This window comes from Pseudomonas sp. ACM7 (genome assembly GCF_004136015.1).
GTDB lineage: Bacteria > Pseudomonadota > Gammaproteobacteria > Pseudomonadales > Pseudomonadaceae > Aquipseudomonas > Aquipseudomonas frigoris.
In genome coordinates, this window is the sequence record NZ_CP024866.1 from 212,838 (window position 1) to 225,639 (window position 12,802).

Below are 12,802 nucleotides of genomic sequence, written 5' to 3' on the forward strand. Positions count from 1 at the left end.
CCATGAGCATTGAACGGTCTTACAAGGGCAGTTGTTTTTGCGGCGCAGTCGAGTTCACCGTCAGTGGCGAGCCGGCCGCGATGGGCTACTGCCATTGCGAGTCGTGTCGGCATTGGTCAGCAGGACCGGTCAATGCCTTCACGCTGTGGAAACCCGAGGCGGTGCAAGTGACTCGGGGGGCTGACAATATCGGCACCTACAACAAGACACCGCAGAGTTTCCGCAAGTGGTGCAAGACTTGCGGCGGGCACATCTTCACTGAACACCCGGGGATGGGGCTGATCGATGTATATGCCGCGGTCATCCCGGATCTCGCGTATTCGCCAGGCGTTCACGTCCACTATCAGGAGACCGTGCTGCGCATCAAGGATGGATTGCCCAAGCTGAAGGATGTCCCCAACGAATTAGGGGGATCGGGCATCAGCATGGACGAATAGCGCGGGTTACGCCGGTTGCCACCTGTTCGGCAGCAGTCCGGCAATTTCATAGGCAGCCGCGCCGGAACATCCTTCAAATGGGCATATGGATCATGCCCATTAATCAAAAGCACCGTTGAGCACTTCGTAGATGAGCCCGGTTGCCAGCGCGACCAATATCAAGTCGGTGCCAACTTGCTGCCATTCATACCCATCATAATTAGGCAGCCTGCCGATCAACCGTCCGTCCAGTTTTTTGGCAATCCCCGGTGGAAGCGGCTTGCCTCGCGCGAGGTTCTTTTGGATGCCGGGTGGCAATGCAGGTCCGGGGCTCCAGTAGTCCCGATACCCGCCAATAATCCCGAGAACGCTGCCGCGGTTGATGCTTGGGCCATTATCCCAATCGCCGCCTCCGGCATTTTTGCCTTTGCCTCCCTGACCTCCCTGGTTGCCGTGAACCTGGCTGTTTTGCGGATGTCCCTTGCCGTTTCCCTGGCCCTTTCCATTACCAGGATCGGCCAATGCAGTCACTGGACCGGAAACCAGCGCAAGGCATGTAATTGCTGCAATCAATGAGCGAGATCTGAGCATGAGTCGTTCCTTCAGGGTGGCGGGACATCTCTCTGTAATTTAGACGCTATCGGTGATGTGGGTTCCATTTCCTCCCATCGACACCCAAGCCCCACCGCGCGTCACTTCAGCATTACTTGCCTCTATTTCTGACATTGTTTCCCGTGTTCACCGTCGAACACGGGAGGGGTGATGGCAAACGGCTACGCTCTTCACGGTTTCTCATGTATGCCCCGACATGCCGAAATGACCTGCTTTATTCCGGCTCAATTACGTGGAGTAAAAGTGAATGCCTTTGCCCCCTCGTTTTCTTGACCACTACCGCAAAGCCGACCGAATCATGCTGGGCCTGATCTGGCTGATGTTCCTCTTCGCGTTGGGTCTGGCTTACTGGCACGACACGTTTATTCAGGCGTTTTTGGTGGGTGGCGGTACGAGTCTGCTGCTGACGGTGCTTTATCGCGCAATGGGCGGCACGCGGTTGATGCGGTGTTGCCTGGGCATTGGTTTGATGGTCATGGCCGCGTTGCATATCAATCAGGCCGAGGGCGTCATTGAATCCCACTTTGGTATTTTCGCGTTGCTGGCGGTACTGACTTTTTATCGCGACTGGCTACCGATTCTGGTCGCCGCTGCCACGATCGCCGTTCATCACGTGGTCTTCCATGCACTGCAACACCAAGGTTTTCCGGTCTACGTCATGGCGCATCACGGTGGGTGGACGATGGTGTTCGTTCACGCCTTCTATGTGGTCATGGAGACGGTCGCTCTGCTCTATCTGGCCGTGCACAGTCAAGCCGAAGCGGTGGAGAGCCAGGACATGCTGGACAAGATGCTCGCAGCCACGTCCCAGCTCGCCGTCGATGCTGGCAAGGGAGACAAGGCCACGGTGCATGTATCGCTCGCGGATCGTTTCGACCAATTCCTGATGCAGATTACCGCCCTGGTTGACGGGGTTGTTCGCGACTCTCACGGCCTGGGTGAGCTGGGCCAGGAGCTTGCCAAGGCGAGCAACACGCTAGAGAAAGGGGCGAAGCATCAGCTGACGGAAATTGCCCAGATGACGGGTTCGATGCAGCGGATCGGCGATGCGATGGGGCATATAGCCGTTCACGTCGAGCATGCCGTTGAACATGCCGGCCAGGCCAGCGTGCAAATCACCCGAGGACAGGAAAGTGTGAACCGCGCGCAGCAGGAAATCACTCAGTTGGCGTTTCGCCTGAAAGGCACGCACTCAACCGTGCAGGTTCTGGCGGGACAGGCGGAGCAAATCGGTACCGTCCTGGAGGTCATCAGCAGTATTGCTGAACAAACCAACCTGCTGGCCCTCAACGCCGCCATCGAGGCCGCTCGCGCCGGCGAGCAAGGCCGAGGTTTTGCCGTTGTGGCCGATGAAGTACGCAGCCTGGCGCAGCGCACCGCCCTCTCCACGAAGGAAATCAGGACGATCATCGAGGCCTTGCAGCAAGGCAGCCGCAAAGCCGTCGAGGCCATGCATGACAGCCGTGAAGGCGTGGAGCGCTGTGTCGAAGACAGTCAGCTGGCGGCCGCGGTGTTGCAGGCGGTGGGCAGCGACATCTCCCATATCGATGAACTCAATGGGCGCATTGTCACCACCACCCGCGAACAAACCACGGCAAGCCGCGAAGTGGTCGGGCGCTTGCAGTCTGTGCAGAGCATCGCGCAAAACACCGCAGACGATGTCGAAACCCGTGCCCTGAGCAGCCAGCGCTTGCCCCCCATCGCGGTTCGCCTGGATGCACCGGGCCGCACGTTTCATCAGTAAGGCTCAATGCTGAGTAACCGTTGGCGCCACGGCATCTGCATCAACGGTTGTTTCCTGTGGCACCGCCTCTGTCATCACCGCTTAGAAAATGTCCCACACAGTGCATTTCCCTCATAACCATGAAAGATAGGTCCCAGGGTCATCAGAGGGACCGATCGCAAGGCTGTCAGGACACAAAGATGTTCACTGAGCCAGTTCGGGCAGAAAGCCCCACTCCGAGTCAGAGATATCTGGCGCTCTTAAATTTGTCCATCGACAGTAATCTACGTGCCTGCGACCAGGCTGCGTGTGCGGGAGATAGCTAGCGGGACGTGTAACGAATTAAGTCACGGATGTTTACCTACAGCGCAGATCCTTATACGATGAAGTCCGTATATACTGCTCTCCATCAGGTCCGGGTAAGCTATGGTTATTACGTACAACAAAGCGGCTTAACAAATTGTGCTTTACAGTCACGCAAAATTTTGCGCAGACAAATAAGCGAAAGCTGCACATGCAATAAAATTACATGCAATATCAATGGGCGCCCGAACAATGAACAACACTAGTTACCTGGCTGACAGTTCCAAAAACTTCAGCATAGTTATAGTCAATTACAAAACACCAGAAATCACCAAGATATGCTTAGACTTATTGCACCAGCATGTGGGCAGCCTTAGCGTCCCAATATGGGTAGTTGATAACTATTCCGCCGATGAAAGCACTGAGTATTTACGAACTCTTGACTGGATCAATTTAATCGAGCGATCTGTTTCCGAACCAGAGCCTGGGCATATCGCGCATGGCAAAGCACTTGATCTGGTTTTGGAGCGAGTTGAAACTGATTATTTATTTCTAATGCACACCGATACATTTGTTTTTGATAAAAATGTTTTTCCGATGATGCTGAATAAATGCTTGAAAAACCAAAAAACCGTAGCCGTCGGTTGTGTTGAGCAAATAAATCGCGGCACTACCAGAACACTTTGGCGCTTTAGCTCACGCCTGTTCCAACATCATTTCAGACGTATGAAAATCTCCATGGGATTACGTTCCAGAGAACCGAGACCGTACAGAGAAGTCTACTTGAAGAGCTTCTGCACATTGTGGAACTGCAAACTTATCAAACAGCACAACATGCATTTTTCGATGGATGATCGCGTGCCTGGCTACACCCTCCAAGACCGCATGACCGAGCTTGGCTATGTCGTTGAAATGTTATCGCCGCGTAAAATTTTCAGCTATCTGGATCACATCCAGGCTGGCACTGTCGCAGCGGCTGGCGGCTATGAAAAGACTCATAGACGAACCAAAATGTACAACAATATCCTTAAGCGCCTGAAGAAAGACGACAGCAAAAGCTAAGCTACGAAGAGACGCAACGAGCAGGGCACTGGACTCTGCTTCAAGTCACCCACAAGTCTTTATATTTAGTTATTGGAGCGGTAATGGCACCCATCACTCAAGCACTACCTATGACCCTCTCCCCGGAGCTTGATTTCGACCAGAACGCCGCCAGCGCCTTGGGTTCCTCATTGACCAGTCGCTATATTCAGGCCACGCCATTTCCGCACATTGTCATCGATAATTTCCTGGATGAAGAGCTGATTGCGAGTATCTGCTCGCACTTCCCAATCGAGCCAACCAACAACGAAACGCTCTATGAGCGCGGCTATAAAGGCCAACTAAAACGTCAAATCAGTCCCAACGAATGCCCCCCCTTTTTGAAGACTGTTTTCAACGCCTTTAACTCGGCCCCCATGTTGCAATTTCTTGAAAAGCTCACAGGCATCGAAGGTCTGATACCCGACCCCTACTTTGCTGGTGGCGGTCTGCATGAAACGAAAAGTGGTGGTTTCCTGGGGGTGCACTCGGACTTCAGGCTCAACAAAAAGCTTAATGTTGAGCGCAGACTGAATATCATCATTTATCTGAATGAAGACTGGCGAGAGGAGTACGGCGGTAACCTTGAACTTTGGGATGTCGACATGAAAACCTGTCTTAAAAAAGTTCTGCCCATTTACAATCGATGTGTCATTTTCAACACTGACAAAGACAGCAATCATGGGCATCCAGAGCCTTTAACAACGCCAGAGCACGTCACGCGCAGATCTATAGCGCTTTATTACTACACCGCAGGGACCATGGTGATCGATCCCGCACAAAGAAACAAAACCCACTACAAGCCAAGGCCCAAAGATCGTTTCAGTCTAAAGTACTACATGGGCAAACTAATCAAGAAGAAAAACTAAACTACGAAACACCCGCTGAAAGATTTAGCCAGTCTGTTGCATCGACCGGTTGAATCCACAGCCAAAAGCAGCCATTGCGCAACGACAAGGTGTTTCTTCCCTCGACATGCTTATGGGACGATAAAGTTTCGCCATCGTTAAGGAAGATCATGGACATTCGATTGACGGAAGCCAAAGACTGGATGTTTTTGAAGCAAGTCCGTCTCGCTGCGCTTTTGGACACGCCGACAGCGTTTGGTGTGAGTTACCAAACTGCCGCGAATTACAGTGACGAGCAGTGGAAAGAACGCGCCTCATCAGCGGCCGGACCGGAATTCTGGTTGGCCATCAAGGACGATAAACCGGTGGGGATGATCGGTGCGGGAGTCAGCCAAGCGAATCGCTATAACCTGATCGGAATGTGGGTTGAACCCGCTGCACGTGGTTCTGGTGTGGCAGCTCAGCTTGTTGAGGCGGTGAAATCTCGCGCGATCGGCAAAGGGCATGATCGCGTTTTTCTGGATGTCTCCCCGGACAATGCAAGAGCCTCGAACTTCTATCTAAAGCAGGGTTTCTCTTTCATCGATGAATGGGAACCTTTGGTCAGTCATCCGCATATCACGGTTCAGACCATGCTTTGGACTGTACGGACCTGACCAACGGGCGGATCTGGGCCGTCAGTACCGACCCCAAATGGCCTCTCAGCACGCCCACGTTTGCCCGAGTGTCTCCAGACCGGCCTTTTTCAGATCCTGTGCGCTCATCACAATACGGAATTTGCAGCTGGCGTTGAAGTTGAGAAAAAAGGGCTCCGCCAATGCGGGGATGTCGGAGGGGTCTTGTACGTCGACCACAAAAATCCCACCACGCATGCCATCTTGCTCGGTAAAGTACGCCGCCTCCGGTTTGATGCTGTTCAGGATGCGCTCAATAACCTCGCCCACTTTCCCGGCTTTGACAAGGGAGTTGAAGGGTTCATTAGGGCACTCGACCATCAGTAACATCTTCATCAGTCAATCCTCTGTTCAACTTGCAACCCTGTAGTGTCATCAAGAATAGCGAAGCGTGAGCCAACCCTCATGCAGGGTTACGGGCGGTCATGAAACATGGCGATTCCGGGCAGCTAAAAGCGCTAACCCAAGGATCATCCTGGCCGGATCAACTTCAGGCTTTTCACACTAACGATGGGGCCAAAAGTGGTCAATTTCACTCCATTTCGTCTACCCTCACTTAATGCACCGGAGAATTTTCATGCTCAACCGTACCCTGGCATTGGCTGTCGGCTTGACGCTGTCTTTTTGCACCCTGTTGGCGCAGGCCGCCGACACCCTGAAAGTCAGCGCGATTCCCGATGAAGCCCCGACCGAACTGCTGCGCAAGTTCAAGCCGCTTGGTGCCTATCTGGAACAGCAATTGGGCATGAAGGTCGAGTTCGTACCCGTGAGCGACTATCCGGCCGTGGTCGAGGCGCTGGCCACTGACCGGATCGATATGGCCTGGCTGGGCGGCTTCACGTTCGTGCAGGCCCGCCTGAAAACCGGCAATGCCATTCCGCTGGTACAGCGTGAACAGGACGCCCAGTTCACCAGTAAATTCATCACCGCCGACCCAGCCGTCAAATCCCTCGCCGACCTCAAGGGCAAGACCTTTGCCTTCGGCTCGGTGTCCTCCACGTCAGGCAGTCTCATGCCGCGCTATTTTATGCTGAAGGATGGCATCAAACCGGAAACGTACTTCAGTCGCGTGGGCTATTCCGGCGCCCATGACGCCACTGTCGCCTGGGTCCAGGCCGGCAAGGTAGACGCCGGGGTACTGAACGCCAGCGTGTGGGAAAAACTGGTCGCCGCCGGCAAGGTCGACACCACCAAGGTCAGAGTGTTTGCGACCACCCCGGCCTACTACGACTACAACTGGACGGTACGCGGGACCCTCGACCCGGCGTTGGCAGCCAAGATAAAGGCAGCCTTTCTGGCTCTCGATCCGGCGAAGCCGAAGGACAAGGAGATTCTGGATTTGCAGGCCGCCAGCCGATTCATCGAAACCAAACCCGAGAACTACAAGGGCATCGAGGAAGCCGCACGCGCCGCCGAACTGCTCAAATGACGTTGCATCTGACCCAGGTCAGCCTTACCCACGCCAACGGCGTCCAAGCGCTGCGTGGTGTGGACCTGCACATCGGTGCCAGCGAACAGGTCGCCATCATCGGTCCGTCCGGCGCGGGCAAGTCGAGCCTGCTCAACCTGCTGGCCACCGCCCTGCGACCGGACAACGGTGAGCTGCAGGTGCTCGGCGCGCGCGCCTGGCAGCTGTCTGCCCGTCAGCGTCAGCGTCTGCGCGCGCGCATCGGCCTGATCCATCAAGCGCCCCCGCTGCCACCGCGCCAGCGCGTGGTCACCGCGGTTCTGGCTGGAAAGCTGGGGCAGTGGGGTCTGGGCAAAAGTCTGCTGAACTTGCTGCATCCGGTGGATATTCCGGGCGCACGCGCGGCATTGGCCAGGCTGGACCTCAGCGACAAGTTGTTCGCGCAATGTCAGCAACTGTCCGGTGGACAGCTACAGCGCGTGGGCATTGCCCGCGTGTTGTATCAAGCGCCCGAGGTGTTGCTGGCCGATGAGCCGGTATCGGCCATGGATCCGGTGTTGGCCGAGCACACGCTGTCGGTGCTCTGCCGCCATGCCCGGCAGCACAACGTCACACTGGTCGCCAGCCTGCATGCGGTGGAGCTGGCCCTGGCGCACTTTTCGCGGATCATCGGCTTGCGTGACGGACAGATCCTGTTCGACCTTGCGGCCAGCGAAGTCGACCGCGAGCTGCTCGACAAGCTCTACGCCAACGAACAACTGCAATCTCCACCGATTGCTCCGGCGCCCTTGAGTGTGCAGATTCCCCGATGCTGACCCGTGATACCCGAGATCCGGCCACCCGACCCCGCCTGCTGCTCACCTTGCTGGCCCTTGCCTTGCTGTGGCCGGGCATCCATTTCAGCGAGCTGGACCTCAGTGTGCTGGTGGCGAGTGACAGTCAGAGCGAGATGGGCCGGTTTGTCTCAGCCTTCTGGCCACCGGCCCATGGCGAGGAATTCATTGAGCTGTTAGTGCAAGCCACCTTGCAGACCCTGGCCATCGCCACGGCCGGCATGGCCCTGGCGTTGCTGTTGGCCGTCCCCGCCAGCCTGCTGGCCAGTCGGGCTCTATCGCTGTCTGCCGCCTCCCGTGCCGGCCACCCGGGCTATTGGGGTCAACTGCTGCGTTGGCCGGTACGCGGCTTACTGATCTTCCTGCGCAGCGTGCCGGAAATCGTCTGGGCGCTTTTGTTCGTGCGCGCCGTCGGCCTCGGTCCGACGGCCGGGGTGCTGGCCATCGCCATTACCTACAGCGGCATGTTGGGCAAGGTCTACGCGGAAATTTTCGAGTCGGTCGATCAGCGCCCGGCCCACGCGCTGCTGCAAGCTGGCAGCGGTCGGCTGGCAGCCTTTTTCTACGGGATCCTGCCCAATGTCGCTGCGGAGCTGCTGTCGTACACGGTGTACCGCTGGGAATGCGCAATCCGCGCCTCGGTGGTGATGGGCTTCGTCGGTGCGGGCGGTCTGGGCCAGCAAATGGATTTGTCGCTGCGCATGTTCGCCGGCGGTGAAGTGGCCAGTTTGTTACTAACGTTTCTCGTCCTGGTACTGCTCGCCGATCAACTCAGCCGTCTGCTGCGCTGGAGGCTGGCATGAATCGCCTGATCAACCTGGTGCTGCTCCTGTGTATCGGCGCAGCGGTGGTCGCCTCGTTCATCTACCTGGGCATCGACCTCGGCGAGCTCGGTGGCAGCGGTAACCTGAAGCAGATGGGCGCTTATGCGCAGCGTTTTCTCAGCCCGGACCTGAGCGCGGGCCATCTACAAGCCATCGGCCACGGCGCCCTGGAAACCATCGCCATGTCCGCCCTTGGCACCCTGCTCGCGGCGGTACTCGGTCTGCTGTTGGCATTGCCCGCGGCGGGACGCTTCGGCTGGCCTTTGCAGAGCGCTTCGCGTCTGGTGCTCAACGCTTTGCGCGCGGTTCCGGAACTGGTGTGGGCTGCGCTGATGGTCCTGGCCGCCGGGCTCGGCCCCAATGCCGGCACCCTGGCCTTGGCCTTGCACACCACCGGCGTGCTCGGCCGGCTGTTCGCCGAAGCGCTGGAAAACACCCCACCCGAACCGGCCGAAGCCATCCGCTTGCAGGGCGGCAATGCCATATGGGCGTTCTGTTACGGATCACTGCCCAACCTGGTGCCACAGCTACTGGCCTACATCCTGTACCGCTGGGAAAACAATATCCGCATGGCCAGTGTGCTCGGCTTCGTCGGCGCCGGTGGTTTGGGGCAAATGCTCTATGTCAGCCTCAGCCTGTTCCAGGAAGCTCAAGCCAGCACGGTTATTCTGGCGATGCTGTTGCTGGTATTTGCCGTCGATACTTTGAGCAGCTGGAGCCGTCAACGCTGGGTCAAGGCCTGACTCATATTTATCGTCGCCTGATGAAGTCATTTCGCGGTGGCAGTCTTGAACTTGGTCCAGGTGCGCATGCGCGCCCGCATATCGGGCTGGGGAATGTCTTTGCCAGGGATCAGCCGTGCATAACCGTAGCCTTGAGGCATACCTTGAACAACCCTTGTTCTTTCGCAGTGGACGCAGCGTCAGCCTGACCGATGCCGGTCACGACCTGCTCAGCACCACCCAAGCGTTGCTGCAACAACTGGCCGTCGGCATTCGCCGCCTTGGGCAGTACCAGAAACCCAACCAACTGGTCCTCAACACCACCCCGGCACACCACGCGAACAGCGCACAACCCTTCACGGCGAGCGGGAAATGGATTGGAGTCACTGGGCGGTGGAGGCTGGCATCGATGTCGGCCAGAAAGATCAGGGGCTGAATTTCTCCGACCCCGGCCTGCTGCTGGACGCCGCGTGCGCGGGGCTCGGTATCGCCCTGGTCAGCCAGTTATTGAGTCGGCAGGCGCGCGCCCAAGGATTGTTGCAACCCTTGGTTGAGCAAACCATTCGCGGCCCGAACTGGGCCATGCTGACCCATCGTGACAGTGAGAACAATGCGCTGGCGCGAAGCTTCAGTGAGTGGCTGCTGGGTAACCTGGAAGCGGCAGACCCGATGACTGAGTGAAGCCCTCACCCCACGGTTCGCGCAGCGCGTACTTTCGCGTATCGCGAGAGTCCGATCTTGATGCCAACCAGGATGGGGGCGGCGACTACCATCGTTGCGCGTCTCCAACCTGAAGGACTGGCTGCCCATCCAACGGCCCAAGGATCTTGTGCTGACGGCTATCGGAGACTCCATTTTTGTTCGCGTAGATACCGAGCAACTGGCAGCCGTCGCTCATAGTCGGTAGGTTGCCTCCACCCAAGCACCACCCATTGGCGGTTTGGCAGGACCCGCCAGAGTTCACCATCAAGTGAGGTTCAAATGGACAGCCACCGGGGCTGGAAATCGAGGAGGCCGCCTATAACGAATTCTTCGGCCTTTGGAACCAGGGAATGTTCGAGAAGCAGCGCCTGGGTCAAGCCTTCTATAACTATTTCCGCCTGCATCGCCTCACCGACCAAGCGTCCTTGTTTGGCCTCTATGAGGCTGACGGGGAGAAAGCGTTGGTCACGATTTCACGCCTGTTTCAGATCAAGTAGCCTCTCTTTCTTAAAGGCTGGAATCGGCCGATTCTGTTGAAAAAGTCGGCCATGGTTTCCGCGGCAGAAAAGTATGCGTCCGAGATTGAAATCTTTACTCTCGGCAGAGGCATCGGGACTCAGATTTCACGTAGCAGCGTGCAAAAAAGGCGTTTTCACCAGGCAATGATCAGGTCGTTTGGGCGGACCGACTTTTTCGACAGAATCGGCCATCAGCGGTCACTGGTTGCGTCTCAAATCCGCCATCAGCAAACGTCCACCCAACCCGCACAACCCGTCATGACGCCTGCTGACGTTCTATTCAGGCGCTTCATTGCCTTCGGTGACTGGATGGCCCGCTTGATTCGCGACGCGGTAACGAGGTAAGTCAATTGGACGGTGAGTTCGATCACAATGCCGAGCGCGGTAATGAAGATGACTTCTGGATAGGACAGAGCCGTCAGATCAAATGCATGGGGCAACACCGTGCCGAAAAATACGACGGCTTTTGGATTACTCAGAGTCAGCACGGCTGCGGCGAGAAGGCCCGCGCCTGCTGAGCGCTTTGGAGGTGCCTGCATTTGTTCGGTGTTCTTTGACCATAAGTTCCAGGCGATGAACAGGATAAAGGCAACGCCGAGCCATTTCACCGCGATGAAGACCGACTCGAACTGCTGGGTCAGTGCGGCAAGTCCGAGGGTGGCGACCAGCAGCCCAGGCAAACTGATCTACAGGCCGCGTTGATGTCGATGTGCGTGGCTAATCCAGGATGAACAGGTCCCCTTCCACATCCGTATCGCCGTGTTTACGACTCTCCGCCGCAGAGTCGTAGACGATCAGCAGAGCCTCCCCAGGCTGCTCGCCCGATTGGAACAGACACATGCCCTCAGCGTGATCGTTGCCTTGCCCGAAAGGCACCTCCAGCACCTTCTCCAATTGATCGGTGAAGACCACGCGTTCCTCGTCGGACGCGAAACCGCCGCGCCAGCGGAAGACCGTTACCGGACCGTCCTGCTCCATGGTGGGGCCCGCCAGGATCAGCAGATCGTCACCGCGGGTGCACAGGTCACGCAAGCCCAGGCCATTGAGCGCGAAGAAGTGCTTACGGTAGCGGCGCCCATCCGGACCGATCTTCTTCAGCACCAGCGTGTCAGACGAGGCGTCGTTCAACTCGGGTTCGATCTCCAACAACACGGCCCAGCCGCGTAGAACCGGTCCACGCAGCCCCAGCAGAAGGCGCGAGCCGATCACCACCAACCCTTCGATATCGAAGCCGTTGTCCTTACCCGGGATACGCAGGAAGTCGCGTAGCTGAGGATCTTCAGCAATCGCCGCGGTCAGGTCGTTACCGACTTCGTTGCCCTGCAACTGCGCCGCCGTACGTCCATCGGCATCCACTTTCCTGGCGAGTACATAGCTGTCGTTCTGCACCACAGGGATGCGGGCCAGCAGAAAGCGATTGCCGTCCGCCTCTACCGTCGACAGGCGCTTGATATTCTTCTGTGCAGAAGTGCCGGTCTCGGCCTTCTTGCGCTTCAGGCTATGGGAGCCCACCACCCAGAGGTAACCACTGTCATGGACATAGGCCAAGCCCTCGATATCGATCTCGGCGTCTTGTTTCGGTAGGGGCAAATCCAGATATTCCAGGAGTGGAAATGATTGGTGCTCGTCGCACCTTACGCCGCCGCCGGGCGTAGCATTCTGGATTTTCAGGCGTTCCAGGCTCGTGGTTTCGTCGTTCGCCACCCAGAGTGTGTCGTCAATCTGCTGAGCGACCGAAAGGCCATCGCGCAACGACGCAAACGCCGGATCAAAGCTCAACAGCGCAAAATTGCTTCGGTCGCTCATGAGCGGTCTCCTGTCTTTATGGCGCGGCGCGCCGGTTATTCAGAACCAGATTCTGCGCGTGTTCTTCGTCCAGTGCATGCACTCGTCCTGGCCGACCGGTCCACCGCTGATGGTTTGGTTCCTTCGCTTCCGCAAGCCAACCCACAATAGTTCCGTCAACTTCCAAAATAGCCGACTAACGGTTACGCCCGTGGGCACAAAGCCTGCAATAACTCCATCGACGAACATTTGACGTCAATCTACCGCCATACGAATTTCCTAATCAGCAGACCCAACTGACACAGCTCAATAGCGCAGGTTCGAGCGCAACTGTGGCCGCAACATTCTCCGCAT

14 protein-coding genes and 2 pseudogenes are annotated in these 12,802 nt (G+C 57.0%); 12 read left to right on the forward strand and 4 right to left on the reverse strand.

From position 1 onward, the window contains the following. Positions 1-2: 2 nt before the first annotated feature. The gene (locus CUN63_RS01100; protein ID WP_129436814.1) at positions 3-437 is read left to right on the forward strand and encodes a GFA family protein; all 435 of its coding nucleotides are present in this window, start codon (positions 3-5) and stop codon (positions 435-437) included. A gap of 99 nt (positions 438-536) precedes the next feature. Here CUN63_RS01100 and CUN63_RS01105 read toward each other — a convergent pair whose 3' ends face one another. Next, the gene (locus CUN63_RS01105) at positions 537-1,007 is read right to left on the reverse strand and encodes an anti-virulence regulator CigR family protein (RefSeq protein ID WP_129436815.1); all 471 of its coding nucleotides are present in this window, start codon (positions 1,005-1,007) and stop codon (positions 537-539) included. A 268-nt stretch (positions 1,008-1,275) separates the two neighbouring features. On the opposite strand from CUN63_RS01105, the gene CUN63_RS32525 reads away from it, so the two are divergent. The 4 genes from CUN63_RS32525 (at position 1,276) to CUN63_RS01125 (ending at position 5,638) form a co-directional block, all read left to right on the forward strand. After that, positions 1,276-2,772 carry a methyl-accepting chemotaxis protein gene (locus CUN63_RS32525; RefSeq protein WP_129436816.1) on the forward strand — a complete coding sequence of 499 codons (1,497 nt, stop codon included), beginning with the start codon at positions 1,276-1,278 and terminating at the stop codon, positions 2,770-2,772. Positions 2,773-3,306: 534 nt separating this feature from the next. Next, positions 3,307-4,116 carry a glycosyltransferase family 2 protein gene (locus tag CUN63_RS01115; RefSeq protein ID WP_129436817.1) on the forward strand — a complete coding sequence of 270 codons (810 nt, stop codon included), beginning with the start codon at positions 3,307-3,309 and terminating at the stop codon, positions 4,114-4,116. A gap of 83 nt (positions 4,117-4,199) precedes the next feature. Beyond that, positions 4,200-5,003 carry a 2OG-Fe(II) oxygenase gene (locus CUN63_RS01120; RefSeq protein WP_129436818.1) on the forward strand — a complete coding sequence of 268 codons (804 nt, stop codon included), beginning with the start codon at positions 4,200-4,202 and terminating at the stop codon, positions 5,001-5,003. A gap of 149 nt (positions 5,004-5,152) precedes the next feature. After that, entirely contained in the window at positions 5,153-5,638 is a 486-nt protein-coding gene (locus tag CUN63_RS01125; RefSeq protein WP_178082653.1) for a GNAT family N-acetyltransferase, read from the forward strand. Positions 5,639-5,683: 45 nt separating this feature from the next. Here CUN63_RS01125 and CUN63_RS01130 read toward each other — a convergent pair whose 3' ends face one another. Then, positions 5,684-5,992: a panthothenate synthetase gene (locus tag CUN63_RS01130; RefSeq protein ID WP_129436819.1), complete on the reverse strand. Its 309-nt coding sequence runs from the start codon at positions 5,990-5,992 to the stop codon at positions 5,684-5,686. Positions 5,993-6,233: 241 nt separating this feature from the next. On the opposite strand from CUN63_RS01130, the gene CUN63_RS01135 reads away from it, so the two are divergent. From CUN63_RS01135 to CUN63_RS01160, 7 genes and pseudogenes are all read left to right on the forward strand, one after another. After that, positions 6,234-7,085, forward strand: coding sequence for a putative selenate ABC transporter substrate-binding protein (locus CUN63_RS01135; RefSeq protein WP_129436820.1), 852 nt, complete (start codon positions 6,234-6,236; stop codon positions 7,083-7,085). Next, positions 7,082-7,879: a phosphonate ABC transporter ATP-binding protein gene (locus CUN63_RS01140; protein WP_129436821.1), complete on the forward strand. Its 798-nt coding sequence runs from the start codon at positions 7,082-7,084 to the stop codon at positions 7,877-7,879. The genes CUN63_RS01135 and CUN63_RS01140 overlap by 4 nt, the downstream gene beginning before the upstream one ends. Further along, positions 7,873-8,700, forward strand: coding sequence for an ABC transporter permease (locus CUN63_RS01145; protein WP_129436822.1), 828 nt, complete (start codon positions 7,873-7,875; stop codon positions 8,698-8,700). Before CUN63_RS01140 ends, CUN63_RS01145 begins: the two co-directional genes overlap by 7 nt. Continuing rightward, positions 8,697-9,464: a phosphonate ABC transporter, permease protein PhnE gene (gene phnE, locus CUN63_RS01150; protein ID WP_129436823.1), complete on the forward strand. Its 768-nt coding sequence runs from the start codon at positions 8,697-8,699 to the stop codon at positions 9,462-9,464. The genes CUN63_RS01145 and phnE overlap by 4 nt, the downstream gene beginning before the upstream one ends. A 124-nt stretch (positions 9,465-9,588) precedes the next feature. Then, positions 9,589-10,124 (forward strand): annotated as a pseudogene (locus tag CUN63_RS01155) (LysR substrate-binding domain-containing protein); the annotation flags it as partial. A gap of 148 nt (positions 10,125-10,272) precedes the next feature. Beyond that, positions 10,273-10,350: pseudogene (locus CUN63_RS32600) on the forward strand (PaaI family thioesterase); the annotation flags it as partial. Positions 10,351-10,495: 145 nt separating this feature from the next. Further along, positions 10,496-10,642: a hypothetical protein gene (locus tag CUN63_RS01160; protein ID WP_256657647.1), complete on the forward strand. Its 147-nt coding sequence runs from the start codon at positions 10,496-10,498 to the stop codon at positions 10,640-10,642. A gap of 245 nt (positions 10,643-10,887) precedes the next feature. Here CUN63_RS01160 and CUN63_RS01165 read toward each other — a convergent pair whose 3' ends face one another. Further along, positions 10,888-11,343 carry a LysE family translocator gene (locus CUN63_RS01165; RefSeq protein WP_256657648.1) on the reverse strand — a complete coding sequence of 152 codons (456 nt, stop codon included), beginning with the start codon at positions 11,341-11,343 and terminating at the stop codon, positions 10,888-10,890. A 37-nt stretch (positions 11,344-11,380) separates the two neighbouring features. Beyond that, positions 11,381-12,469 carry a DUF3616 domain-containing protein gene (locus tag CUN63_RS01170; protein ID WP_129436825.1) on the reverse strand — a complete coding sequence of 363 codons (1,089 nt, stop codon included), beginning with the start codon at positions 12,467-12,469 and terminating at the stop codon, positions 11,381-11,383. Positions 12,470-12,802 lie beyond the last annotated feature (333 nt).

Bases quoted from the DNA above. Each gene is read 5' to 3' on its own strand.
- CUN63_RS01115 (WP_129436817.1), top strand. From the start codon at position 3,307: ATGAACAACACTAGTTACCTGGCTGACAGTTCCAAAAACTTCAGCATA.
- CUN63_RS01100 (WP_129436814.1), top strand. From the start codon at position 3: ATGAGCATTGAACGGTCTTACAAGGGCAGTTGTTTTTGCGGCGCAGTC.
- CUN63_RS01125 (WP_178082653.1), top strand. From the start codon at position 5,153: ATGGACATTCGATTGACGGAAGCCAAAGACTGGATGTTTTTGAAGCAA.
- CUN63_RS01130 (WP_129436819.1), bottom strand. From the start codon at position 5,992: ATGAAGATGTTACTGATGGTCGAGTGCCCTAATGAACCCTTCAACTCC.
- CUN63_RS01120 (WP_129436818.1), top strand. From the start codon at position 4,200: ATGGCACCCATCACTCAAGCACTACCTATGACCCTCTCCCCGGAGCTT.
- CUN63_RS01105 (WP_129436815.1), bottom strand. From the start codon at position 1,007: ATGCTCAGATCTCGCTCATTGATTGCAGCAATTACATGCCTTGCGCTG.
- phnE (WP_129436823.1), top strand. From the start codon at position 8,697: ATGAATCGCCTGATCAACCTGGTGCTGCTCCTGTGTATCGGCGCAGCG.
- CUN63_RS01140 (WP_129436821.1), top strand. From the start codon at position 7,082: ATGACGTTGCATCTGACCCAGGTCAGCCTTACCCACGCCAACGGCGTC.
- CUN63_RS01170 (WP_129436825.1), bottom strand. From the start codon at position 12,469: ATGAGCGACCGAAGCAATTTTGCGCTGTTGAGCTTTGATCCGGCGTTT.
- CUN63_RS01160 (WP_256657647.1), top strand. From the start codon at position 10,496: ATGTTCGAGAAGCAGCGCCTGGGTCAAGCCTTCTATAACTATTTCCGC.
- CUN63_RS32525 (WP_129436816.1), top strand. From the start codon at position 1,276: ATGCCTTTGCCCCCTCGTTTTCTTGACCACTACCGCAAAGCCGACCGA.
- CUN63_RS01145 (WP_129436822.1), top strand. From the start codon at position 7,873: ATGCTGACCCGTGATACCCGAGATCCGGCCACCCGACCCCGCCTGCTG.
- CUN63_RS01135 (WP_129436820.1), top strand. From the start codon at position 6,234: ATGCTCAACCGTACCCTGGCATTGGCTGTCGGCTTGACGCTGTCTTTT.